The sequence below is a fragment of the Cupriavidus sp. WGlv3 genome (assembly GCF_023952475.1).
In the GTDB taxonomy this organism is placed as follows: domain Bacteria; phylum Pseudomonadota; class Gammaproteobacteria; order Burkholderiales; family Burkholderiaceae; genus Cupriavidus; species Cupriavidus phytorum.
Genome location: NZ_JALHRX010000017.1, coordinates 42,960 through 68,260 on the forward strand (window position 1 = coordinate 42,960; position 25,301 = coordinate 68,260).

At 63.2% G+C, this 25,301-nt stretch carries 17 protein-coding genes; 7 read left to right on the forward strand and 10 right to left on the reverse strand.

What is annotated here, in order from left to right; translation table 11 throughout:
- Positions 1–16 precede the first annotated feature (16 nt).
- The 3 genes from MKD38_RS23540 to MKD38_RS23550 all read right to left on the reverse strand — a co-directional run bounded on the left by MKD38_RS23540 (position 17) and on the right by MKD38_RS23550 (position 3,640).
- On the reverse strand, positions 17–682 hold the full coding sequence (locus tag MKD38_RS23540) for a haloacid dehalogenase type II (protein WP_111519853.1): 666 nt from the start codon (positions 680–682) through the stop codon (positions 17–19).
- Positions 683–995: 313 nt separating this feature from the next.
- Entirely contained in the window at positions 996–2,417 is a 1,422-nt protein-coding gene (locus MKD38_RS23545) for an aspartate ammonia-lyase (protein WP_252680567.1), read from the reverse strand.
- Positions 2,418–2,458: 41 nt separating this feature from the next.
- Positions 2,459–3,640 carry an amidohydrolase gene (locus tag MKD38_RS23550; protein ID WP_252680569.1) on the reverse strand — a complete coding sequence of 394 codons (1,182 nt, stop codon included), beginning with the start codon at positions 3,638–3,640 and terminating at the stop codon, positions 2,459–2,461.
- A gap of 105 nt (positions 3,641–3,745) precedes the next feature.
- Here MKD38_RS23550 and MKD38_RS23555 point away from each other — a divergent pair, with 105 nt between their 5' ends.
- The 5 genes from MKD38_RS23555 to MKD38_RS23575 all read left to right on the forward strand — a co-directional run bounded on the left by MKD38_RS23555 (position 3,746) and on the right by MKD38_RS23575 (position 9,544).
- Positions 3,746–3,892, forward strand: a complete 147-nt coding sequence (locus MKD38_RS23555; protein WP_181461250.1) for a hypothetical protein — start codon at positions 3,746–3,748, stop codon at positions 3,890–3,892.
- A gap of 129 nt (positions 3,893–4,021) precedes the next feature.
- The gene (locus MKD38_RS23560; protein WP_252680571.1) at positions 4,022–6,139 is read left to right on the forward strand and encodes a TonB-dependent siderophore receptor; all 2,118 of its coding nucleotides are present in this window, start codon (positions 4,022–4,024) and stop codon (positions 6,137–6,139) included.
- 211 nt (positions 6,140–6,350) lie between these two features.
- Positions 6,351–7,442, forward strand: coding sequence for a tartrate dehydrogenase (locus tag MKD38_RS23565; protein ID WP_252680573.1), 1,092 nt, complete (start codon positions 6,351–6,353; stop codon positions 7,440–7,442).
- An 80-nt stretch (positions 7,443–7,522) separates the two neighbouring features.
- Positions 7,523–8,515, forward strand: coding sequence for an ornithine cyclodeaminase family protein (locus tag MKD38_RS23570; RefSeq protein WP_252680575.1), 993 nt, complete (start codon positions 7,523–7,525; stop codon positions 8,513–8,515).
- Between the two features lie 39 nt (positions 8,516–8,554).
- On the forward strand, positions 8,555–9,544 hold the full coding sequence (locus MKD38_RS23575) for a threonine/serine dehydratase family protein (protein WP_252680577.1): 990 nt from the start codon (positions 8,555–8,557) through the stop codon (positions 9,542–9,544).
- Positions 9,545–9,675: 131 nt separating this feature from the next.
- On the opposite strand, the gene MKD38_RS23580 is transcribed toward MKD38_RS23575, so the two are convergent.
- The 4 genes from MKD38_RS23580 to MKD38_RS23595 all read right to left on the reverse strand — a co-directional run bounded on the left by MKD38_RS23580 (position 9,676) and on the right by MKD38_RS23595 (position 18,123).
- Positions 9,676–13,089, reverse strand: coding sequence for an adenylate/guanylate cyclase domain-containing protein (locus tag MKD38_RS23580; protein WP_252680579.1), 3,414 nt, complete (start codon positions 13,087–13,089; stop codon positions 9,676–9,678).
- 86 nt (positions 13,090–13,175) lie between these two features.
- Positions 13,176–16,310 (reverse strand): efflux RND transporter permease subunit, encoded by a 3,135-nt coding sequence (locus MKD38_RS23585; RefSeq protein WP_252680581.1) that lies wholly within the window; start codon positions 16,308–16,310, stop codon positions 13,176–13,178.
- Positions 16,307–17,422, reverse strand: coding sequence for an efflux RND transporter periplasmic adaptor subunit (locus MKD38_RS23590; RefSeq protein ID WP_252680583.1), 1,116 nt, complete (start codon positions 17,420–17,422; stop codon positions 16,307–16,309). The genes MKD38_RS23585 and MKD38_RS23590 overlap by 4 nt, the downstream gene beginning before the upstream one ends.
- Positions 17,423–17,508: 86 nt before the next feature.
- Complete coding sequence (locus tag MKD38_RS23595) at positions 17,509–18,123, reverse strand: TetR/AcrR family transcriptional regulator (protein ID WP_252680692.1); 615 nt, start codon at positions 18,121–18,123, stop codon at positions 17,509–17,511.
- A 91-nt stretch (positions 18,124–18,214) separates the two neighbouring features.
- Here MKD38_RS23595 and MKD38_RS23600 point away from each other — a divergent pair, with 91 nt between their 5' ends.
- The gene (locus MKD38_RS23600) at positions 18,215–19,675 is read left to right on the forward strand and encodes an efflux transporter outer membrane subunit (RefSeq protein ID WP_252680585.1); all 1,461 of its coding nucleotides are present in this window, start codon (positions 18,215–18,217) and stop codon (positions 19,673–19,675) included.
- A gap of 51 nt (positions 19,676–19,726) precedes the next feature.
- On the opposite strand, the gene MKD38_RS23605 is transcribed toward MKD38_RS23600, so the two are convergent.
- On the reverse strand, positions 19,727–21,028 hold the full coding sequence (locus MKD38_RS23605) for a c-type cytochrome (RefSeq protein ID WP_252680587.1): 1,302 nt from the start codon (positions 21,026–21,028) through the stop codon (positions 19,727–19,729).
- A gap of 300 nt (positions 21,029–21,328) precedes the next feature.
- On the opposite strand from MKD38_RS23605, the gene MKD38_RS23610 reads away from it, so the two are divergent.
- Complete coding sequence (locus MKD38_RS23610) at positions 21,329–22,063, forward strand: RNA polymerase sigma factor (RefSeq protein ID WP_252680589.1); 735 nt, start codon at positions 21,329–21,331, stop codon at positions 22,061–22,063.
- 593 nt (positions 22,064–22,656) lie between these two features.
- Here MKD38_RS23610 and MKD38_RS23615 read toward each other — a convergent pair.
- Positions 22,657–23,718 (reverse strand): VWA domain-containing protein, encoded by a 1,062-nt coding sequence (locus MKD38_RS23615; protein ID WP_252680591.1) that lies wholly within the window; start codon positions 23,716–23,718, stop codon positions 22,657–22,659.
- 657 nt (positions 23,719–24,375) lie between these two features.
- Complete coding sequence (locus tag MKD38_RS23620; RefSeq protein ID WP_252680593.1) at positions 24,376–25,059, reverse strand: nitroreductase; 684 nt, start codon at positions 25,057–25,059, stop codon at positions 24,376–24,378.
- Between the last annotated feature and the right edge of the window lie 242 nt (positions 25,060–25,301).

Genomic DNA, 25,301 nt, shown 5'->3' on the forward strand with positions numbered 1-25,301 from the left:
GGACCGCTGAGGGTTTTCAGAGACCGACGACGCCAGGCAGGCCACCGATGTCCTGGATCTCGGTGTAGCGGTAAGCCGCGTTGCCCGGGCCGTGGCCGCGATTCACGAACACCTTGTTGACGATGCCGATGTCATCGGCCGACATCAGGTCGTAGCGCAGGCTCGACGATACGTGCAGCACGTCTTCAGGATTGCAGCCCAGCGAGTCCAGCATGTACTCGAAGGCCTTCAGCCGCGGCTTGTAGGCTTGCGCCTGCTGCGCGGTGTAGACGCGGTGGAACGGCGCGCCCAGCTTCGCCACGTTCTTCTGAATCTGGTCGTCCGAGGCGTTCGACAGGATCACCAGCGGAATCTCCTTGGCCACCTTGGCCAGGCCCGCCGGCACATCTTCGTGCGGGCCCCAGGTGGGAACCGCGTCGTAGTACGCCTGACCATCGTTGTCCAGGTACTGGATCTTCCACTTCTTGCACAGGCGGCGCACGGCGTTCTTCAGCACCACCTCATACGGCTGCCAGTCGCCCAGCACCTCGTCGAAGCGATAGGCGCTGAAGTCGGCGATGAATTGCTCCATATGCTCGGGCGAAATCCGGTCGGCGAACAGCTCGCGCGTCATCTCGCCCATGCGGAATCGCGTGAGCGTGCCATAGCAGTCGAAAGTCACGTACTTGGGTCGGAAGGTCATGGTTTCTGATCCTCAGCATGATGGGCGCCTGGGGTCGGCACCGTGGTGGATTCATGGCTTCCATGCTAGACGCGGAGCGCCAGAATTTGTCCCTGTTGCGGTGTGCGCCACCGCAGCGAATTGCAAAGCTGGCACCCCAGGCGAACGAATCTTCCAATCTCCGGAGAAACCCTGAGACCCAGGCTGGCACCGCGACATCGAAAGACGCCTGGCATGGCACTCCGGCCGCGCTGATCGCGCCGAGGCGGCTCCAGAGCTGCGGCATGGATGCGTCCTGGCGGAACCGGCGAATTGCGGCTCCGCATGGCCTTGCTTAGCTCGTCAATGGGCTACGGGGAGCCACCATATTCTCCGGCCGCAGAATCTCAGCCAGCAGCGCATTGCTGAGGAGCTGTTCCGACTGGACCAGCTCTACCACGGTTCGACCGGTTTCCTGCGCGAGGCGTGCGATCCGCGTAGCGTTCTCATATCCGATATACGGATTCAGCGCTGTCACGATACCGATCGAACGGTGGACCAGCGCCGAGCATTGGTCCGGGTTCGCACTGATCCCTTCGATGCATTCGCGGTCCAGCATGCGCACGGCGCGGGACAGCAGCCGGATGGAGTCATAGAGCTTGTAGGCGATGAGCGGCTCCATCGCGTTGAGCTGCAATTGACCCGCTTCGGCTGCGAGGGTCAGCGCGGCATCGTTGCCGGCGATCTCATAGGCGACCTGGTTCATCGCTTCCGGAATGACCGGATTGACCTTGCCCGGCATGATCGAACTGCCGGGCTGGCGCGCAGGCAGGTTGATTTCCGCAATGCCGGTCCGAGGGCCGCTGGAAAGCAGGCGCAGGTCATTGCTGATTTTCGACAGACGCAGCGCCGTCCTCTTGACGAGTCCCGATAGCAGCACGAAGTCGCCCATGTCCGAAGTCGCGGCAATCAGGTTGGGCGCGGCGCGGACGGGAAACCCGGACAGCGCCGCCAGTTCTTCGATGGCAATGGCCTGATAGCGCGGGTCCGCGTTGATGCCGGTGCCGATCGCAGTGCCGCCCAGATTGACGGCGCACAGCGTCGCAGGAATGAGCGTACGCATCTGCTCGAGGTCGGCCGACACGGTATCGGCCATCGCCTGGAACTCCTGACCGAGCGTCATGGGGACCGCGTCCTGGAGCTGGGTACGTCCCATCTTCAGGATGCCGCCAAACTGCTGCGCCTTGTTGGCCAGGGTTGCCGCAAGGTGGCACAGGCTCTCCAGCAGCGGCAGATGGGCCAACAGCAATCCGACCCGGATCGCGGTCGGATAAGCATCATTGGTCGATTGCGACAAGTTGACATCGTTGTTTGGATGAAGCCGGCCGTAACTCCCCTTCTGCTCGCCCAGGTGTTCCAGTGCGCGGTTGGCCAGCACCTCGTTGGCGTTCATGTTCGTCGACGTTCCGGCGCCACCCTGGATCATGTCAACGACAAAGGCGTCATGGAAAGCTCCGTCGATGACTTCGGCGCAAGCTTTTGTAATGGCGCCATGCCTGGCGCTGTCCAGCAAGCCGAGCCGATGGTTGGCATTGGCGGCCGCATGCTTGACGATAGCCAGCGCCTTGATGAAGTCCGGGTACTCCCCGATGCAACGGCCGGAAAGATAGAAATTCTCCCTGGCGCGCAGTGTTTGCACGCCGTAGTACAAGGTGTGATCGAGCTCTCGCACACCGAGTAGGTCCTTCTCCTGGCGAGTGGCCGCTGCAGTGGTCATGATGAGTCTGAAGTGGGGGGTGATAAGAATGGTTAGCCGCGTCAGGCGGGCGCCAGCGCGCGCCGGGCAACTTCGCAGAACCAGCGCACGCCGAGGGGCAGCGCGTCGTCGTTGAAGTCGTAGCAAGGGTGGTGCAAGGGGCGCTCGCCATCGGGCCCGGGTTCCGCCCGTCCCTGTCCCAGCCACAGGTAGGCGCCGGGCCTTTGCTGCAGCATGAAGGCGAAGTCCTCGGAGGTGAAGGCAGCCCGGGGAGCCATGCGCACTTCCAGGCCGATGGCACGTGCCGCGTCAGCGGCCACCGCCGCTTCCTCTGGGCTGTTCACCGTGGCCGGGTAATAGCGGTCGTAATGCACTTCGACCTCGGTGCCGCTCGCCGTCGCCACGCCGTGCGCCATCGCACGCAGCGCGGTCTCGATCCGGCTCTGGGCCTCCATATCGAAGCTTCGCACCGTGCCGGTGATCTGCACTTCGGCCGGTAACACGTTATGGCTGTGCCCACCTTCGATACGCGTGACGGACAACACCGCGGATTCGGCGGGATCAATGCGACGCGCCACGATCGTATGCAATTGCGACACGAGCTGGCTGGCAGCCAGGATGGCGTCTGCGGTGTGATGCGGCTGCGCCGCATGACCGCCTCGCCCGCGCAGCACGATATCGAATCGATCCGCCGCCGCCATGATGGCGCCAGGCAGCGTCTGTGCGTGACCGAGCGGCAAGTCTGGCCAGTTGTGCAGCGCATAAACGCTATCGCAAGGAAAGCGCTCGAACAGGCCCTCCTCGATCATGCGGCGGGCCCCGCCCTTGCCCTCCTCTGCCGGCTGGAAAATGAAATGCACCGTGCCATCGATGCCGCTGCGCGCAAGCTGACGCGCGGCGCCCACCAGCATGCTGGTATGGCCGTCGTGGCCACAGCCGTGATGCTTGCCGGGCACGTGGCTGACATAAGGTGGGCGGCCCAGTTCCACCATCGGCAATGCATCCATATCCGCGCGCAGGCCCACGCTGCGCTTGCCATTGCCGGCGCGCAGCGTGCCGACCACGCCCGTGCCGCCGATGCCCTCGTGCACCGTGAGACCCAGCATGCGCAACGACTGCGCCACGATGCCAGCCGTGCGGTGCTCTTCATAGCCAAGTTCAGGATTGGCGTGCAGGTCCCGGCGCAGCGCAATCAGGTCCGGTAGCAAGTCCGCCACCGGCTCCGCGATCTGGTTCCACCTCACGAGCCGGCCCCCGTTCCATTGAAAGGCTGTCTCTGACGAGGCATTGAATGGTTGAACAGGACATCGAGATCCCAAAGATCCATCGCTGTGCTCCCGTGCTATTGGATGTCAAAAGTGAAAGCCGCAGCAGCGCCAGAGGAACTGCATCGCCGCCAGCTTAAAAGCAGTCTCGCTAACGATGGTGCCGATCGCAGCGGGCCGTACCGCATTGAATTGCGTTTTGCCCGTCCGCGTGAACAGATTGTTCCGTGACCTGAGCGGCTTGCGCCGGTAACACGCAATCTGGCAAGCCTCATGATTCCCGGGCAGCGAGTAAGTGAATGAGAATCTATCTCATCCACGCGGCTACATTGCTGGCCCTGAGTCACTCATGCCACGCACATGCCATCATTTCGCTCAAGCGCCAGGCGCATCGCACACCATGCCTGTCACGCCAGCCTGCTGCTGTTCCCGCTATCGGATGCGGCGCTTGCCGAACCGCCGGGGCTTGCGGCAGACCTGCCCGAAGTCCGTGTCAGCGCCACTGCCGGCGGCAGCGGATATGTTGCTGTCGAAGCCGCTGGCGCCACGCGTACTGACACGCCGTTGCGTGAAGTCCCGCAATCCGTGCGCGTGGTTACCTCGGAGCTCATTGATGACCTGGGTGCGACGCGGCTTGCCGACACCGTCGACTATGTCAGCGGAGTCGCGCGCCTCAATGACTTTGGCGGGACCTGGGACAACTATGCCATCCGCGGCTTCAGCAGCACGGAGATGGGATATCTCGTCAACGGCTTTCCCGGCGCGCGTGGGTACAACCCGATGCGCGACGCCGCCACGGTCGAGCGCTTCGAATTCCTCAAAGGCCCCGCGGCGGCGCTTTATGGCAGCAGCGAACCGGGCGGCACCATCAATATGGTCACGAAGAAGCCAAGGTTCACGGCGGCGACTGCGGCGGAAGTGAGTGTCGGGACGTTCGGCTTCCGGCGCGCCACCATCGATACCACCGGCCCCCTGGGCAAGACGCTGGCCTATCGCCTTAATGTCATGGCGGAAGACAGCGCCAGCCGCAGCCCCCTGATCGACGGCCACAAATACCTCGTGGCGCCGGCACTGACGTGGGCACCGGACGACCGTACGCTGCTGCAATACGAGGGAGAATTCATGCGCTTGCGTACGCCGCTCGACCGGGGCGTGGTCAATGTGGACGGCCGACTCACGCTTCCCCGCGACCGCTACCTGCAGGAGCCCAGCGACCCAAACCTCCATCTTTCCAGCGATACGCATCAGCTGACATTCGAGCGGCAGCTTTCCGCGGGCTGGCGCACGCGCATCGGGGCGAGCTACAAGGAATCCGGCTTCGAGGGATACGCCGCGGAGTTTGGCAGTCTGCTCGCCGATGGGCGTACGCTCACGCGTCGCAACAGTTGGCGGACATTGCCCTCGCGCGACACGTCGGCCCGCGCAGAGGTGGAGGGAAACTTCCATACGGCCGGGCTGGGCCACCGCATGCTTGTCGGCATCGAAGCGTCGCGCCTGTTCATGGGCATGGATATCGCCTACTCCAGCCTCGCAGCCAACGCGTATGCGATCGACATCTATGAGCCGGTATACGGGCAAGCGAAGCCGGCGGTCTTGCCAGGCATATCGACGCGCGAGAACCAGCGCAATCTCGGCGCCTATCTGCAGGACGAGGTGTCGATTGACGAGCGCTGGAAGCTGCTTGCCGGCGTCCGGTTCGACAACTACCAGCAGTCAGTGGATAACCTTATTACCGCGGCATCGACCCGCCAGAGCCAGAGTGCCGTGTCGCCCCGGATCGGCTTGACGTGGCTCCCGACCCCGCAGCTTTCCGCATACTTATCCTTTGGCAAATCCTTCCGCCCGAACAGCGGCGTGGATGAGGCCGGCAACGCCTTTGATCCGCAGTACGCCCGCTCGGTAGAGGCAGGGCTGAAGTGGCAGTCCCGGGACGAGCGGCTAGGGGCAACGCTTGCGCTCTTCGACATCCGCAAGCACAACGTCCTGACACGCAGCCCTGCCAATCCCAACTTCAACATCGCCACGGGCCAGGCCGCGAGCCGCGGGCTCGAGCTCGACGCATTCGGCAACCTGGACCAGCACTGGCGCATCAGCGGCAGTTTTTCGCTGGTGAACGCCAGCGTCACCGAGGACAATACCATCGCCCCCGGCACCCGCCTGACCAATATCCCCAGGATCAGCGCGAGCCTGCTCGCCATCCGGGAAGATGCCATGCCGAAGTTCGGCGGCCGCTATGGCATCGGCACTGGCCTTGTCTACGTCGGCAATCGATCCGGAAATGCCACCGACACGTACTCGCTGCCGGCCTACGCCACGGTGAAGCTTGTCACGTACTGGCAGATTGATCGCCGCACGCGCCTTTTCCTCGACATTCACAACGTGTTCGACAAAACCTACTATCCCGCGTCGTGGGGCAACCTTGCCGTAGTGCCGGGGCTGGGGCGCCAGTTTGTCGGCGGACTACGGCATCGGTTCTGACTGCGCAGCGATGGCGTTCGTGTGACCACATGCCGGCCGGCATCCAACCCCACGCACAGCGTGCCGAACACGGCGATGAATACGGGATTTCCTTCTGTCGCGCACCCGGCATACGCAACATGCCGTCGAAATCCGGCCACTACAATTTGGGACACTACTCGCGGCCCTGGTAGCGACCATGGCGCAGCCTCGTTACTTCACAGGAATCGTCATGACGACCCAGACTTTCAATATCGCCGTGATCCCGGGCGATGGCATTGGCAAGGAGGTGATGCCAGAAGGCTTGCGCGTACTCCGTGCCGCCGCAAGCCGCTTCGGCATCGCCCTGAACTTCACCCATGTCGAGTGGGCAAGCTGTGATTACTACGCAGCCACCGGAAAGATGCTGCCGGATGACTGGAAAGCGCAACTGGCGGGCATGGATGCCATCTACTTCGGCGCAGTGGGCTGGCCCGATATCGTGCCGGACCATGTCTCGTTGTGGGGCTCGCTGCTGAAGTTCCGCCGCGAGTTCGACCAGTACATCAACCTGCGCCCCGCCCGCCTGTTCGAAGGCGTGCCGTGCCCACTGGCCGGCAGAAAGCCGGGCGATATCGACACGATCATCGTGCGCGAGAATACCGAGGGCGAATACTCGTCGGTCGGCGGCGTGATGTACGAAGGCACCGAACGCGAAGTCGTCATGCAGCAGTCGATTTTTTCGCGCCACGGCACCGACCGCGCGCTGCGCTTCGCATTCGACCTGGCGCGGCAGCGGCAGCGCAAGCGCGTTACCGTGGCGACCAAGAGCAACGGCATTGCCATCAGCATGCCATGGTGGGACCACCGGGCCTCCGCCATCGCGGACGAATATCCGGATGTCGGCTGGGAAAAGCAGCACATCGACATTCTGTGCGCCCGCTTCGTGTTGCAGCCGCAGCGCTTCGATGTGGTGGTGGCGTCCAACCTGTTTGGCGACATCCTGTCCGACCTGGGCCCGGCCTGCACCGGTACGCTGGGACTCGCGCCTTCGGCCAACCTGAATCCCGAGCGCACCTTCCCTTCGCTGTTTGAGCCGGTGCATGGCTCAGCCCCCGATATCTATGGCAAGAACATTGCCAACCCGATCGGCATGATCTGGTCAGGCGCCATGATGCTCGACTTCCTCGATACCGACAACGACGCCGGAAGAAAGGCGCACGATGCGATTCTTGCCGCCATCCAGCACGTACTGATTCACGGTCCTCGCACGGCGGACCTGGGCGGCAACGCTTCGACCACCGAGATGGGCGAAGCCATCGCCAGCATCGTGGAAGCGGAATAACAGCGGCGCATGGTTACCGGAAATGATCCGGTGTTCGCTAATGCGCCTGGCACGCTCGACAATGCATGGAGATGACGCCAATGAAGACGTTACTGCTTAACAAGGAGCAAGTAAGCAGCCTGATCTGCATGAGTGAAGTCATAGGTACGGTGGAAGAGGCATACCGGGCCTTTAACAGTAAGCAGGTGGATCAACCAGGTTATATCGGCATCCATCTTCCGCCACCGCGCGGCGAAATTGATTTCAAGCCGGGTTACTGCAAAGCCAATGAAATGATCTCGATGAAGGCATCTTCGGGAGGGTTCATTGATAACCCCGAGTCTCACGGGGTCCCCAACGGAATGGGGACCATCCTGCTGTTCGATGCGCAGAGCTGTGCCTTGATCTGCGTTATGGATGGCAGCCTGATCACCGGCCTCAGAACCGGCGCCTCTGGTGCTGTTTCGGTGAAAGCACTGGCAAGAAAGGACGCGAAAAAAATCACGTCCATCGGCACCGGGAATCAGGCCCGGATGCAGATCCGGGCGATCAAAGAGATCATGAAAATTGAAGTGATCCATGCCTGGGACAGCAACGCCGACACGCTTGCCAAATATAAAGCTGATATCGAAAGCGAGTTTGGCATTCCTGTAGTGATGGCCAGCTCCAAAAAAGAAGCGGTTGCACAGGCGGATATTCTGATCACCACGACCCGCGGGAAAGGGCCGTTGGTGGAAGCTGATTGGGTAAAGCCGGGCACCCACATTGTTGCAATTGGCACAGACCAGCAAGGCAAGCAGGAACTGGACCCGGAAATATTCAGGAACGCAAAAATCGTAAATGACTCAATTGACCAATGCACCGAAAAAGGCGAGACCTGGCACCCTTTGAACAGGAATATCATAAGCCAGGAGGACATCCACGGTGAAATTGGCGAGATCCTGCTTGGCATAAAACCAGGCAGAGAAAACGAAGACGAGATCACGATTTTCGACTCCACCGGCATGGCCATACAGGACAATACTACCGCGACAAGAATCTATCGCAATGCTGTGGAAGGCAAGGTCGGAACTTTCTTTGAATTTATTGAATAACCGTCAAAGCGCCGACGGCCGGAAAAAGTGAGAAATCACATGCTTAGCTATCCGACTATTCAGGACATTCGAGCCGCGCAGGAACGGCTGAAGCCCCACATCCGACGTACTCCGTTACTGCGTGCGGAAAAGATGGAGCCAGCTTTGGGTTGCCAGCTATACCTGAAGCCGGAGATGCTGCAAATTACCGGGGCATTTAAAATCCGTGGCGCCCTGAATAAGTCGCTATCGCTTGCAAGCGCTGAAATAGCTAATGGCATCATTGCCACCTCCTCGGGCAATCACGCTCAGGGACTTGCGTATGCCGCGAGGATGCTTGGCGTCAAGGCCATACTGGTTCTTCCAGTTACCACACCAAAGATCAAAATTGCCAATACCCAATCCCTGGGCGCCGAAGTCATTCTTTACGATGGCGATACCGCTGCCCGATGGAAACGGGTGAATGAAATCGCCGAGGAACACAGCTATGCAGTGGTCCATGCTTTTGAAGACCCCTTGGTAATGGCTGGCCAGGGTACCATCGGTTGTGAAATACTGGAGGATCTGGAGGAGATCGACACGGTCATTGTTCCCATGGGTGGCGGCGGCCTCATTTCAGGGATCGCCACCGCCATCAAAGAAACCGCCCCTTCGGTGCGCGTCATCGGCGTAGAGCCTGCCCTGACACCAAAGTATTTTTACAGCCGCAAGAATAAAGAGCGCACCTCGCTCCCCTTGAAACATACCATCGCCGACGGACTGAGGATAAGTGTGCCCGGCCAGAATCCATATCCTATTATTGAAAAATATGTGGACGAGATCGTTCTGGTTGAAGACGAACATATCGTTGCTGGCATGCGCATGCTTGCCAATGATGCAAAATTAATTGCCGAGCCCGCCGCCTCGATTGGTATCGGCGCCTTGCTCGCCGGCAACATCAAGGTTAAACCACACGAGAAAGTGTGCGCGGTCCTGACTGGCGGAAACTGGGACTTATGCGACCTGGCTGAGATATACAAAGTTACCGACGGAAATAATGCCATCCGTTGATCGCAGACTTGGTCTCTTCGCCGCGGGGGATCTCGGCCTCCCCCGCCTGGCACGCTGGGCAAGCGCCGGATAGCCGTCGTCCAGCCATTTCCTGACCGCGGCCGGAAGCTGATCGCAAGCGCCGCGAGTGCTCAGGACAGCTGCTCGTGCAGTTGCCCTGCCCGATGCGCATCAACGGGATCCATGCCTTCGGCGCAAAGGCCGGACAAGCGCGCAAGCAACCGCCGCGCCTCATCGTCCTTGCCCTGGCGATGCCATAGCCCGGCCAGGCTTATCGCACAGCGAAGCTCGATGGAACTGGCACCTTCGCCACGGGCCAGTTCCATCGCCGAGCTAAAACAAGCCTCGGCTTCGCGGTCTCTTGCGGACGACGAACCATCCTGCCGATCCGCCGTCTGCAGCAGGACCTCGCCTTTGAGCCGGAGCAGCGCGGGCTCGTCAAAGCGTTCCCCGGTGTGCCGTGCCAGGGCCAGCGCGTCGTCTAACACGCGCATCGCATCCTCGCCTTGCGCGGAGCGTCGATACGCATCCGCCAGCAATCCCAGCAGCGAGGGCCGCCCCAATACCGCGCCAGTGGCCTCCAGGTCCTCGAAGCCGCGGCGCATCAGGTCAATCCCCGCTTCTGCCGTGCCCGTTGCAGCCAGTGCCCACCCGCGCAATATTGATCCCCAGCTCCGGTACAGCTGGAACCCATGCTCTTCCGACAGTGCGATCGCCGCCTCCGCGCATTCCAGCACACGTTGCGCATCACCACGCCGCTGGTGCAGCTCGGCCGCGAAGATCAGGCTCAGGGCCAGGCCGAACGGATCGGCGGCCCGACGTGCCAGCGCCAGCGCCTCCTCGCTTCGGGTCACGGCTTGCTGCGACAGGCCGAGGTACCAGAGCACCCAGCTCAGCGAGCTGCGCATGTGGACCGCCGGGTTGCGCGCGTAGCGCAGCAGGTGGCCATAGGCGTGCTGGTCGGGACGGTGCAGCGCCAACGCTTGCTCCAGGTGCATACGGGCCATTCGGATATCGCCGCACCGGAACCGCGTAACGCCCAGCACGCGCTGCGCCTCTGCGCGCTGTTCCGAGTCACCGCTGTCTTCGGCGAGCTGGTGCAGGCCGTCAGCCAGGGATTGTGCCGTCAACAGCTTGCCGCGCAACAGATAGAAGGACCAGAGCCCCAATTGGGCGGAAAAACGCTGCGGCGTCTGCGTGCCTTGCTCGCACAAGGTCAGCGCCCGCGTGTAGATCGTCTCGACTTCCGGTGCCCCATGGCCCCGTGCCGTGATGCATGCAATGCCGAGGTTCAGCAGCAGGCCCAGTTCGTCACGTGCGCGCTCGGGGTTGTCCGGCAGTGTTTTAAGCAAGTCGAGCGCCGCATTGAGATGGCGAATCGCCTCGCGCTGCGCGGAATGCTGCGCCGCATGCTGCCCGGCAAGACCCAGGTACTCGATCGCCTTGCGGGTATTGCCACTTCGGCTGTAGTGGTGTGCCAGTTCGCTGCAGTAATCCATCAAGCTGCCAGGGAACAGCGTTTCCAGGGCTTGGGCTGTGCGCTCGTGCAGCGCGCTGCGCCTGTCAGTCAACAGCGAGCTGGCGGCGACCTCCTGCGTCAAGGCGTGCTTGAACACATACTCCACCTCCGGAAAGGCGGGGCGCTCGTAAATGAAATCTCCGGCCTGGAGATCGACGAGCATCGCATGGAGAGCACTGTCCGCCATTCCCGTGACCTGCCGGACCAGGCTCACGGAAAATTCCTTGCCGATGATCGCGAGCGTCTGCAGCAATTCCTTTTGAACCGGGGGCAGGCGGTCGATGCGTGCGGCCAGCACGCCTTGCACGGTGGTCGGCATATGTAGTGACACCACGCGATCGTCCAGCCGGAAGTTACCCCGTTCTCCGTGCAGGACGTTCTCCTCGATAAGCGTTGTGACGACCTCCTCCATGAAGAAGGGATTGCCTTCTGTCTTGGACAGGATTTCGCGCTTCAGCGACTCGAGCGAAGCATCGTCACCCAACATCGCGCTGAGGAAGCCTTGCGCATCGGCCTGCCCCAGGGGCGCAAGCTCCAGCCTGACGTGGCATGGCACGCCCCCGTCATGCACGTATTCAGGGCGATAGTTGACGAGCAACAGCATGCTTGCCCGGGGCACCTGATCAGCCAGGATACGGAGAAAGGCCTCTGATTCACTGTCAAGCCATTGAAGATCGTCGAACAGCACCATCAGCGGCTGGATCTCGCTCTCGCGCACAAGCAACCGCACCAGCGCATCGAAGGTTCTCTGGCGCCGCACCGAAGCCTCCATCAGGGGAAGCGTCGACGCCGGATCCTTGATGCCGAGCAGATAGAGCAGATAGGGAAGGACTTCGTCCGGCGCACAGCCGATCGCCATCAGCCTGGCGGTGACCTTATCGCGAATCTGCCGGTCGTCATCCTGCGACGCGACATCGAAATACGCCCTGATCAGATCGATCAATGGCAGATAGGGAAACGCCTTGCCATGCGAAACCGAGAAGGTTTCGAGCACCTTGCAGCCTGGTTGCGCACGCGTTCGGAATTCGTGGAAGAGACGCGACTTGCCGACGCCAGCCTCGCCTGCCACGCCAAGGACGCGTCCCTGACCACGCCTTGCCGAGTGCAGCGCCTCCTGCATACACTGCAATTCGTCCTGGCGGCCGACAAAACGCGACAACCCGCGATGCGACGCCACTTGCAGCCGCGTGCGCAACGCACCGGGGCCGACAACTTCGTAAACGGCAAGCGGTTGCTGAATACCCTTTACCGATGCCGTCCCGAGCGCGCGAAACTCAAAGTAGCCCTCCGTCAGCCGATGGGTCGCTTCGCTGACAGCGATCGATGAGGGCATTGCAACGCCTTCCATCCGGGATGCGATATGGATGGTATGGCCCACCGGATCGTAGTCCGTGCGCAGGTCATCCTTTCGAATCGCCCGCACCACCACTTCGCCGGTATGGACGCCTACCCGGACGCGCAACGGCAAGCCCGTTGACTGAGGCAGCCGTCCGTTATGACGGTGTATCGCATCCTGCATCCGGAGCGCGGCGTAGAGCGCCCGCAAGGGGTGGTCCTCATGCGCGATGGGCGCGCCAAACAGCGCCAGGATGCCATCGCCAAGCGATTTGGCGACGTATCCCTCATAGTGGTGAACCGCCTCCATCATCATGGACACAACGGGGTCGATCAATCCGCGCGCATCCTCTGGATCCAGATCCTGGATGAGTGCCGTCGAGCCAGCGATGTCTGCAAATAGCGCGGTAATGGTCTTGCGTTCGCCAGCGGTTTGCCCCCTGGCTTCCATCGCCGCCTGTTCGGCCAGGATGCGCTCGGCCAGATGTGCCGGCGTATAGAACACGGGCGCCGTCTCAAGGTGCTGGCCGGCGGGAAGGTCGGGCAGCAGCACGCCGCAATGGCCGCAGAATCTCGCCGCAGCCCCCGACTCATGGCCACATTGCGGGCAGATTCGCGCAAGGCTGTGCCCACACGCCTCGCAGAATCGCCCGCCTGCGGGGTTATCGAATCCGCACTTGATGCAGCGCATATGCCCTCTGACCGCTCGGCCCGATAACACTCATTAGAAACCACACGGGAGGCGTCTCGCAAGTTGCGAGGTTGAAAGGGACGACTTCAGGCTTCGTAATACCCTGGCACCAATTGCCCGGAAGCCTCCTCGCCATCACGCTGATCCCGCCGGGTATCCGCCACATTGCCGGGCCGGATCCTGAACCAGATCGCGTACATCGCCGGCAGGAACACCAGCGTCAGGATCGTCCCGGCGAAGGTTCCGCCGATCAGCGTGTAGGCCAGCGCCCCCCAGAACACCGAATGGGTCAGCGGAATGAAGGCCAGGATCGCGGCCAGCGCGGTCAGGATTACCGGCCGCGCACGCTGGACCGTGGCTTCCACCACGGCACTGAACGGGTCCAACCCTTCCGTTTTGTTGTGCTGGATCTGCCCGATCAGGATCAGCGTGTTGCGCATCAGGATGCCCGACAGCGCGATCAGTCCGACCAGCGCGTTGATACCGAACGGCTGGCCGAACAGGATCAGGGTCGGCACCACGCCGATCAGGCCGAGCGGGCTGGTCAGGAACACCATCACCATCGCCGGGATGGACCGCACCTGGAAGATCAGGATCAGCAGCGTCACCGCCAGCATGACCGGGAACAGCGGCAGCATGGCTTGCGTGGCCTTGCCCGATTCTTCAATGGAGCCTGCCTGTTCGATGCGGTATCCGCCCGGCAGCTTGTCGATGAGGGGCTGCAGCTGCTTGCCGATGGCAGTCGACACGTCCGGCGGTTGCAGGCCATCGGCGATATCGCCGCGCACCGTGATGGTAGGCATGCGGTCGCGCCGGCGGATGATGGGCTCTTCCATGCGCACCTCGATCTGGCCCACCTGGGACAGCGGGATGCGCTGCCCGTTGGCGCCGGCCAGCGTGAAGTCGCCAAGCCTGGCGGGATCGAGCCGGCTCTCGCCCGCCGAGCGCGCGGTCACCTGCACGGTGCGGATGTCCTCGCGCACGGCCGTCACCGGAATGCCGTTGAGCAGGAATTGCAGTTGCTGCGCCACGGCGCTGGAGGTCAGCCCGACCGCCTGCAAGCGATCCTGCTGCAAGGTGAAATGCAGCGTCGGCACCCGCTCCCCCCAATCGGTGTTAACCGTGCGCATCATCGGGCTCGCGTCCATGACGTGCCGGACCTCGGCCGCGATCTGGCGCAGCGTCTGGGCGTCCGGCCCCGTCACGCGGTAGGCAACCGGGAACGGCGAGTACGGACCGAACACGAGCTGCGTGACCCGGACACGGGCCTCGGGGGCGAGGCCATCGGCGATGGCCTGGCGCAGGCGCAGCTTCAGCGCATCGCGCTCTTGCTGGCTATCGGTACGGATCACGATCTTGGCGAACGACGGATCCGGCAGTTCCGGCCCCATCGCCAGGTAGAAGCGTGGCGCGCCCTGGCCAATGTAGGACGTGACGATGCCGGCTTCGCTCTGTTTCGCGAGCCAGGCTTCGACCTTGGCCGTCGCGGCGCTGGTCTGGTTGATCGACGTGCCATAGGGCATCTGCACTTCGACCAGCACTTCGGGGCGATCCGAAATCGGGAAGAACTGCTTCTTGACCACCGCCATGCCGAGGATGGCCAACGCAAACAGTCCCACCACCGAACCCGCAACCAGCCATTTGCGTGCAATTACGCGCCCGAGCAATTGCCGGAAGCGGTTGTAGCGCGGCGTATCGTAGATCGCTTCGTGGCCACCCTCGACCTGCTTGAAGTCGGGCAGCATCTTCACGCCCAGGTAAGGTGTGAACACCACGGCGACAACCCATGACGCAATCAGCGCAATGCCGACGATCCAGAACATGTTGCTGGTGTATTCCCCCGCGGTGGATCGGGCAAAGCCGTTGGGCATGAAGCCGACCGCGGTCACCAGCGTGCCCGACAGCATGGGCGCGGCGGTATGTCTCCACGCATAGGCCGAAGCCGCCACGCGGCTATAGCCCTGTTCCATCTTCACCACCATCATTTCGATGGCGATGATGGCGTCGTCGACCAGCAGGCCCAGCGCCAGGATCAGCGAGCCGAGCGTGATGCGGTCGAAGTTCTTGCCTGTGGCGGCCATCACCACGAACACCACCGCCAGGGTCAGCGGCACCGCCGCGGCCACCACCAGCCCCGCGCGCCAGCCCATGCTGACGAAGCTGACCAGCATCACCACCAGCAGCGCGGCGAAGAACTTGAGCATGAACTCGTCGACGGCGGCGCTGATGTTGACCGCCTGGTCCGTGACCTTGGTCAGGCTCATGCCGAGCGGCATGTCGGCGTTGATGGCGCGGACCTCCCGGTCCAGCGCCTTGCCCAGGTCCAGCCCGTTCCAGCCTTCGCGCATCACGATGCCCAGCAGCAAGGCAGGCTGCCCGCCGTTGCGCACCATGAAGGTGGCCGGGTCTTCGTAGCCGCGCCGGACGGTGGCAAGGTCCGACAGCTTCAGGGTGCGGCCCTGCGACACCACCGGCGTATCGCGGATCTTCTGCAGCTTGTCGAACGCACCATCCAGGCGGATGAAGACCTGCGGCCCTTTCGTCTCCACGGAGCCTGCGGCGGTCAGCGCATTCTGGCTGTTGAGGGCGGTGAATACGTCCTGCGGGCTCACGCCCAGTGTCGCCAGGCGCTCATGGGAAAACTCGACGTAGATGCGCTCCGGCTGCTCGCCGATGAGGTTGACCTTCTTCACGCCCGGCACGTGCAGCAAGCGCTGGCGCAGTGCCTCAGCGTCGCGCACGAGCGCGCGCTGCGGCTCGCCCTCTGCCTTGAGCGCAAACAGCGCAAAGGTCACGTCCGCATATTCGTCATTGAGCAACGGCCCGATCACGCCGGGCGGGAGGTTGGCCACCTCGTCGCCGGCTTTCTTGCGGGCCTGGTAGAACTCCTGCTGGACTTCGGCTGGCGGCGTGCTGTCGAGCAGGCTCAAGGTGGTGAACGCCAGGCCGGGCCGCGTGTAGGTTTCGGTGCGGTCGTACCAGCGCAGTTCCTGCATGCGCTTTTCGATTTTCTCCGCCACCTGGTCCTGCATTTCCTGCGCGGTGGCGCCGGGCCAAGCGGTGATGATGGTCATCACCTTCACGGTGAAGGCCGGGTCCTCCGCGCGGCCCAGCTTGAAGAACGAGACCACGCCTGCCAGGGAGATCAGGCAGATCAGGAACAGGGTGACGGCGCGCTCGCGCACGGCGAGTGCCGACAGGTTGAAACGGCCCTGGCTCACAGTCGCACCCCCGCCACGGCCGCTGCGGCACCCTGACCCGCCACGCGGACTGCCTGTCCTTCGCGCAGAAGTTGTGCGCCCAGCGCGACGATCCGGTCCCCTTGCCTGACCTGCCCTGCAACCCGGGCATCTTCGTCGCCGAGGCGCATGATGGTGACGGACCGCCACGACACCCTGGCCGGATCGCCGTGGATGACCCACACGCCCGGACCCTTGCCGGCATCGAACACGGCGCCCAGCGGCACCTGCAGTTCGCCTTGAGCGGCGGCAGGCCGATCCGCGAGCTGGATCGTGACGGTGGCACCCAGCGGGGCGTTGGCCAGTTCGCCCTCCAGCACATAGCGCGCTTCGAAGGTGCGGGTCAGCCGGTCCGCAGCGTCTGACAGTTGCCTCAGCTTCGCCATTACGCCGGCGCTTTCCTTGCCGAAAAGCGTGGCCTGTGCGACCGAGCCGAGCGCTGGCCGCAAGGTTTCAGGCAACTGGACCACGGCTTCACGGCGGCCTGCGTGGGCCAGCCGCACGACGGCCTGCCCTGCGTTGACAACCTGGCCGGGCTCGGCCAGCGTTTCCATGACCACGCCGTCGCCATCGGCAACCAGCTCGGCGTAGCGGCTGGCGTTGCGTGCGACATCGGCCTGCGCTTGCGCCGCGCTCAACTGGGCTCTGGCCGCGTCCGCCGCGGCCTTGGCCTGGTCATAGGCCGAGGCGGAAATTGCGCCCGTTCCGCGCAGATCGCGGTAGCGGGCCTCGTCTTCGGCGGTCTGTTGCGCGCGTGCCCGTGCGGCAATCACGGCGTCTTGCTGCGCCTGCGCGGCGAGCTTCAGGTCGACCGGGTCGATACGCATCAGCGGCTGCCCGCGCCTGACGGTCTGGCCGGCATCCACCAGCCGTTCCAGCACCTTGCCAGGCACGCGGAAGCCGAGATCGCTCTGCACCCGGGCCGCGACGATTCCCGTGAACGAACGCGACGCGGAAGCGACCGGCTGAACCAGCGCGGCCCGCACCAGCGGTGCCTCGCTACGAGGATCGGCAGTGGCCGGGTCGCCGCAAGCGCTCAAGGCGAGCGGCAACGCACAGGTAACGGCAGAGGTAACAAAGCGGCGCGAAAGCATGAAAGCCCCATCGACAAAAGGTCTGAGCTTTCATTCTTGTTCCAGTGACTAATTTAGTCAATAGTCACAGACGAAATATCTGCGCCTCAGGGAGAAAGGCTGCGCAGCACCAGGCTGGAAAGCAACCCGGGCGCACTTTCCGTGTGATCGAAGCTGTGCTGCAACAGCAACGGGTTCATGTACGGCCGCATCACCAGATAGATCGCCGTGGTGGCCTCATCCAGCGGGGTCTTGCGCTCGAAGTCTCCGCTCTCCCGGCCTTGCTGCAAGACATCGCGCAGCAGCCTCTGGATGCGTTCCTCGTAGGCGATCACCGCTTGCCAGCGCTCGGTCGCCGCCGACGCAGCGATCTCGTACAGCTTGCGCTCGTGCGAAAACAACCGAAGGCTGGCCTCGGTCAAGGCCTTGAACATGCGGCGGAGCTTCTCCGGCGGCGAGTCGGCAGCCGCCACGGCGGCATTCACCTCGGCCTCGATCTCGCGCAGGCAGTTGGCGCAGATCATCTCGCCAATGGCCTGCTTGGACTCGAAGAACTTGTAGATGTACGCCTTGGAGAAGCCGATGGCCTTGGCCAGGTCGGAGACGGCGGTCTTCTCGTAGCCGTAGCGGCTGAAGTGCTCGGTGGCCGCAGCGACGATCTGGTCGCGCACATCGTGGTCCGCCGGACCGCGGGCGGAGACGGGGTAAGGAGTGGCTTTCATGGGCACCAGCTTACGCGAGTCGCGATGGTTGAACAACTTGTGACCGTTTTGTACTATAGTCACTAAAATTCAGATTCCGCTGGAAGAACCAATGTTGCCAAAGCGTTCCTTTGCCGCCCTCTTCGCTGCCAGCCTGGCAAGCGCTTGTGCCGTCGGCCCGGACTTTGTGAAGCCCGACGTACCGGTCCCGCAGCGATTCCAGGGCCAGACCGCAGTCGACCAGCGAACGGCCGGTCCCACAGCCGATCTGTCCAGGTGGTGGGCCGGCTTTGGCGATGCGCAACTGACGCGGTTCGTACAACTCGCACTGGAACAGAACCTGGACCTGGCGCAGGCCTTCGCCCGCGTCACGCAAACCCGTGCCGGCCTTGGGGCAGCCAACGCCGCCCTGCTACCCTCCGGCAATATCACCGGCCAGGCGGCACGGGCATACCAGTCCGTCGAAACCCCTCTGGGCCGCGTGCTGAGTGCGACGCCGGGCTTCGACCGCTACGGCAACGCTTTTGAAGCCGATGCCAGCGCAAGCTGGGAGCTGGACGTATTCGGCGGCCTGCGCCGTGGGCGCGAGGCGGCCCTGGCCGACTACCAGGCTTCCCAGGCGGGCGCGGTCGCCACGCGACTGGCCGTGGCCGCACAGACTGCCGATATCTACATCGCCATCCGCGGCTTGCAGACGCGACTGAAGGTGGCGCGCCACCAGGCGCAGACGCAGCAGGATTTGCTCTCCACCGTCAACCTGCTGTACGGCAAGGGACTGGCGGCCGAGCTTCAGGTCAGGCAGGCCGAAGGCGCGCTGGCGCAGGTTCGCGCTGCCATCCCGCAGCTCGAAGCAGCCCTCGATGCGGCCATGAACGCGCTGGACGTGATGCTCGGCTCGCTGCCGGGCACGCATCGGGCTGAATTTGCGCAAGGCGCGGACATCCCAATCGCGCCGCAACTGACAACGACCGGAGCGCCTGGCGAGTTGCTGAGACGCCGCCCCGACCTGATCGTCGCCGAGCGTCGGCTGGCGGCTGCCAACGCGCGCATCGGCGTCGCCATGGCGGAGTACTATCCGAAGTTCTCGCTCGGCGGCCTGCTGGGCAGTGCCACCTCGTTGGGTGCCGGAAGCCTGTTCGGCAGCGGCGCCAGCCAGTTTGCCGGCGTGCTCGGCCTGCGCTGGCGCCTGTTCGATTTCGGCCGCATCGATGCGCAAATCGACCAGGCCAGGGGCCAAGAGGCAGAGATGCTCGCCGCGTACCGGCTCGCCGTGCTGCGCGCCGCGGAAGACGTGGAAAACGCCTTCTCTGCGCTGGTCAAGCGCGAGGAGCAGGCGGCCGTGCTCGCGCAAGGCGTGGACTCGCTTGGCCGCGCCCGGAATGCTTCGTTTGCCGCCTACCAGAAAGGCGTCGTCAGCCTGATCGAAGTCTTGCAAGCCGATGACAGCCTGTTGCGCGCGTCAGATGCGCGCGCGCAGGTGCAAGCGGAGGCGGCGCGCGCGGCCGTCGCGGCATTCAAGGCGCTGGGCGGTGGCTGGCAGCCGGACGAATCGGCAGCCGTTGCCAGCAACTAGCCCGCATACGGCAGCGGATCCCCGCGCAACGCACTCCGCCTTGGCTGCGGGTCACAGCGACTTCAGATACTCCGCCAGGTCGGCAATATCCTGGCTGCTCAGCCCCAGTCCCCGCTTGGTGTTGTAGGTCGTCACGACATCCGACAAAGTCGCCGCGGAGCCGTCATGGAAATAAGGAGGGTGTTGCCATGCCCCCTTGAGCGGCGTGGTCCGGTATTGCTTGGTTGCGGAGCGCGAGGCATAGCTTGGGCTCTCGGGTTCCGCCATCGAGTCGGCGGGCGGGTGAAGGAGCGAGTTGGCATCGGTAAATGCCGGGCCACTATGGCATGTGGCGCACCGGCCCGCGCCTTCGAAGAGAGCCTTGCCCCGCAGTGCCGCCACAGGGTTGAAACTGCCAGCCGGTGGCGGCGGAGCGCCCAGGGACAGCTGATACGCTTGCAGGGCCGGAAGCTTGCTGGTGACAAGGTCCACCGAGCCGTTCGTGATGGAGATATTCAGGCGCGGTTCGGATACGGAGCCAAGGCCGCCCATCTGGGAGACGGCGACATACCGGTTCCAGTACATGATGTCTTCGCCATCGCCGGTAAAGGTAATGCGATGAATGCCGGCCAGCCCGAAGGCGGGCGGTATCACGACCGGCTTGCTGAGGCCGTCGATATTGTTGCGAGGGTCATACTTGCCTGCCCCCCAGGCGTTGAGGACCTTTTTCATGGCCTCGTCAATGGCCGGGGACAGCGCGATGATGGCGCCGGGATTGAGATCCCGGTTGGGCCATCCGTCCAGCCGCTTGCCGATGCCCGGCGCGAACGAGTTGTCCACCGTCGAATGACAGAGCGCGCAGGTAGTGCCGACGCGGGTCAGCCTGTCGACCCCATTGACGGTCTCGACGGTCCCCTGGAGGCCGACGACCGCGTTCAGTTTCAGCAGCGCCACCGTCGTAGCCGGGCTCTTGAGGTCGATCGTGCCATTGCGGATCCCGTTTGCGATAGCCTCGGGCAAGGCCTCGGCGTCCACCTTGAGGCCGACGGAGAATGCGGTCAAGGGATCCACCGAGCTGGCGATGACCTCGTGCATCCTCAGCTGATCGGTCCACTTCGCTTCGTCCCCGAAGGTGTCGAAGCGAAAGATCTGCTTGCCCTGCTCGACCAGGGCCTTCTGCGCCGCTTCCGTGCTGGCCGCATCCGTTCCTCCCCCTCCAGAACTGCCGCCACATGCCGCGGCCGCCCCCACTGCGGCTGCCGTGATCAGTGCATTGGCCAGCCTCCGTCCAGCCATCTGCTGCCTCGCTGGCTGCCGCAGCGGTACCGGCTGCACTTCCGTTTCAGGTGTCAGTGCGGAGAGTTGCTTTTTCATGATCGACGTCCTTGTCAGGATGAGATGCGGCAACTGAAATAAAACAACCGACAGGTCTCCGACGGCAGTCGCTCGAATTTGTCCGTTGCATAGGCGTTAGACGTTGGCAGACGCCGGTAGGTGACACGAGGCCTGGGCCACATTGCGATGGGTCGTGGCTGCGTGCATTTGCCTATGATTGCTGACGCGTGGTTCGGCCCCAGGCGAGGGACGGCAGACGGGTATGCGCCCAGTCGACTGTCACCTTTTGGTAGCTGTGCCGTCTAATGATCTGCAACGGGAAAGGAGCCAGATCTCCAAATGGACAAGAACCGGGATCTCAGGCCGCCCATGCCGTCTGGCGCCAATGCCACCACAGACGCCGAACTGGTTGCCAGCGCCCGCGCCGGCGCCGCGTCTGCCTTCGAGGCCATCATGCGGCGCAACAACCGTCTGTTGTTCCGTACGGCCCGTGGCGTGGTTGCGGACGATGCCGAAGCCCAGGATGTCGTGCAGGAAACCTACCTGCGCGCCTTTACCAGCCTGGATTCGTTTCGCGGCGAGGCCGCGCTGAGCACCTGGCTGGCACGCATTGCCATCAATGTCGCCCTGACTGCGCAGCGCAAGAGACGCCGGCTCTTCCAGATCGAAGCCCGGAGCGAAGAGGAAGATCTTCCTGGCGGACTTTTACAGGAGAACATGATGTCCTTCCGCGCCGCTGACGACGAATCACCTGAAGCCATGGCCGAACGCGGCCAGGTGCGGGAACTGCTGCAGCTTGCGGTCGAAAAGTTGCCGCCGATCTACCGCTGCGTGTTCATCCTGCGGGCCGTTGAAGACATGAGCGTAGAGGAAACGGCTTATTGCCTTGGCGTTAGCGGCGACGTGGTCAAGACGCGCTTCCTGCGGGCCCGCATGATGCTGCGCGAATCCTTGGCCGCAGAGGTAAGGCCCTATCTGCAGGGCACGTTCAGTTTTGCCGGCGCGCGTTGCGATGCGGTGGTCAATCACGTGTTCACCGCCCTTGGCGAGCGCGGGCTGGTCCGATCGCAATGACGACCAGGCGGCCTGTCTTGGGCAGATTCCCCAGACCGTGAAAGGGCCAGCCCCATGCCGTTGATGGCGAGTCGGGGCTTCTTAAGTAATGAAACATTGCCCCGCCCGTGCCATGCCCTCGGAGTGACGCCGGCCCATCCGGGTCTTTGGCTTTGCGAATCCGGCCTAGTATGGAAGTGGTATGGCTCGGTGTATTGGGGTGGGTATGCTCAGGCACGATCCATGGAATATGCTGCAGCGCGAGCGGGAACAGCTGGGCGCCAGAAGCATGCCCTGGCGAACTTGATGACGATCTGGAGACTGCCGTGAAAAAGCTGGCCTTCGTTGCCGCCCTTTCGCTAAGCGTTGTGGCCCTGGCGCAGGGCGGTCGTTACGGCTCGCCTCCAACGCCAGGGACCGACACTGGCAGGCGCGCGGAACCTTCGGCGCAGGCTGCCAGCGATGCCGCCGGCCAGGGTGCGAAAAAGGCAGACAGCAAGGTTGACCGCAGTCCGGGGCGTGCTGGCAACAACCAAGGCGCATCTGCCGCAGCAACGCACAGGCACCCTGCTTCGGCACCCGAGAGTCGGCCTTGATGTGCTGAGGGGTTATGGTCACCGCCGGAACCACAGCAATGACAGACTACAAGCAGCGATCAGCAGCACAACTGACGTCCCGGCCAGCAAAGAACTGATTTCGGTCTGCCTGCGTTCGAGCGCGAAACGGGCGCTAAGCTGCCGATATACCCGCGTCAGATCCGCGGCCGAGCCGGCCAGGAAGTACTCGCCAGCAGTCAGCGTCGCGACCGTGCGCAAAGTCGGCTCATCGAGTTGCATGAAGGAGGACTGGGTCGACACCTCTTGGCCGTGCGGGGTACCGTAGCCTACGGTATAGACGCGAACCCCACGCTGGGCAGCCATGCGCGCGGCGTCTAGCGGATCTGGCCCAGTGGTCCGGCGGCCATCGCTGAGCAGGATTACCACTCCGTGCCGATAAGAGCCGGGCATCGTCGGTGGCTGTTCCAGTTCGCGCTTGCGAACGGCGTCCGCCGCAGCAGCTTCAGACCGCGTTCTTCCACCAGGTCCCGGAGCTAAGGTCTCGCCGCGGAAAAGGATAGCTTCCAGGTCGATGCCATCATCGTCGGGAAACAATACCGCCAGGGCCTGGATCAGTCCGCTGCCTGTCGCCGTGCCGTGTTGGAGTTGGAAGCGATCGATCGCATCGAGCATATCCTGACGATTGTCGGTTGGAGGCTGTACTACGGTGGCCGTGGCGGCAAACGAGACAATGCCCAGACGCACGCTTGCAGGCAGTCCGATGACCAGATCTCGTGCGGCCTGCTGCGCGGCACTGATCCGATTGGGCGCCACGTCGGTTGAATTCATGCTGAGGGAGGTATCGACAGCCAGTACCACTGTGATGATGTCTGACGGCAGGGTGATGGTCGCGGCAGGACGGGCGCACGCCAGCAGGGCCGCCCCCAACGCCAAGAGAAAAAGCACCGGCGGGATGTGACGCCGAAGGCGTAGGCTGTGCCCCAACGCGGCGCGCGGCAGAGCAAGACTGCCGTACAACAGAGCAGCTTTCTTGCGCCGTGCCATCAGGTAGAGGTAAGCACCTGCTAGCAAAGGGAGAAAGCACAACAGCCAGAGCAATTGCGGCCAGAGAAACTGCATGCCGTACTCCATGGCGCGTTGATAAAGCGATGATACTGCAGGCTTATGCGCCAGGAACAATGAGAATGTTTTCCGATCGGCAACGAAATGCGCACGAAAGGAAACTTACCGCACACGGAGTTCCGGCCTCTTCCCACCGTTTGTCGCGATAGCATTTTTTCGACAATCGCTTCGCCCGGTGCCGGCGCGAGTTCGCAAGGGTCCATGCCGCGTGCTGTGGGGCGCGGGCAAGCGGAACCGGGTCGGCAGATCGTTCAGGCTTTTAGCGGCGCACGGCCAGCCTCGGGACGCTTCTCCAGCACGATTGGCGCGACGAATAACGGGACCGCCATCGAGGCGGCATGCCGGGCGCATTGCTGCGCGCAGGGAAACGCTGAAAGCGCAGTTACGAATCTACTGCCGCATCGCCACGGCGCCTAACCTGCTAAGTATCGGCGTCCGGGCCGATCCAGTGGAGAGCACCATGTACCGTTACCGCTTCTGCATTTCTTTTGTCGGCTGGATTTCCATGGCAACCCTCAATATCGGGCTGGCGCTCGCGCTCTGCCGCAGCGGCGTGATCTGACCGGTCCCGCCGGTGTGACCGCCGCGCCGGACGCTTCCTGCGGCCGGCAACGCGCATGCCATGGGCTCCCGCCAGCTTGCGCAGTACGCGTATCAGCCAGTCACGAACGAGACGAACTCGTCCAGCTCCAGCTTGCTGAGATCCATGTTGTTCTCCGGCATGCTGTTGTCCGCATAGCCCAGCGACATGCCGGCCACGATCATCTCCTCGCCGGTAATGCGAAGGCCTTCGCGAAGCACTGCTGATTGCAGCGACCAGATCTGCTGCGGACAGGTATCCAACCCCCGCGCGCGCGCGGCCAGCATGATGTTCTGCAGAAAGCAGCCATAGCAGATGAAGCTGGCCCATTCCAGGCGCCGGTCCATGGTGAAGATCAGCCCCACCGGCGCATCAAAGAAGCGGAACTGCCGTTCGACGTCGCGCCGGCGCCCGACGATATCGCTCCTCTGAACGCCCTGCGCATCGCCCAGCATGCCGCGAAACGTATTGAAGCGCGAGGAAAACGGCGCCGGCAGTTCCTTGGGAAAGAACGGGTACTCGGGCGCAAGTTCCGTGGGCGCGGCGCGATACGCCTCGACCGCCGCTGCCGTGATCTTGTCGCGCGCCGCTCCGGTCAGCACATAGCAGCGCCAGGGCTGGGTATTGCTGGAACTCGGCGCGTATTTCGCGACGGACAGGATGTCCCTGACCGTCTCGACCGGTACCGGCCGGTCAAGGAAGCCGCGCTTGCTGTGGCGTCCGCGGATCAGCGCTTCCGTCAATTGGATTGCCTCCATCTTCATGTCTCCGTTCTAGTGGTGGGGTCGCTACGCTGGAAACGATCATAGATATCTCCCCTGCCTTGTGAAGACGGCAAGCCTGGAAAGCTCCGTCCGGAAACCACGAACGACCAGCGCCTGTCCGCGCAGCTCCGGCGTCCAGATTCCTGAACGCTGCGTTGCGCAATCTCGCGCGCACGCGCGCGGCCGATTGGCCTATCTTCCTACACGGATCAGAACCCCCGATCCCATACGAAAAC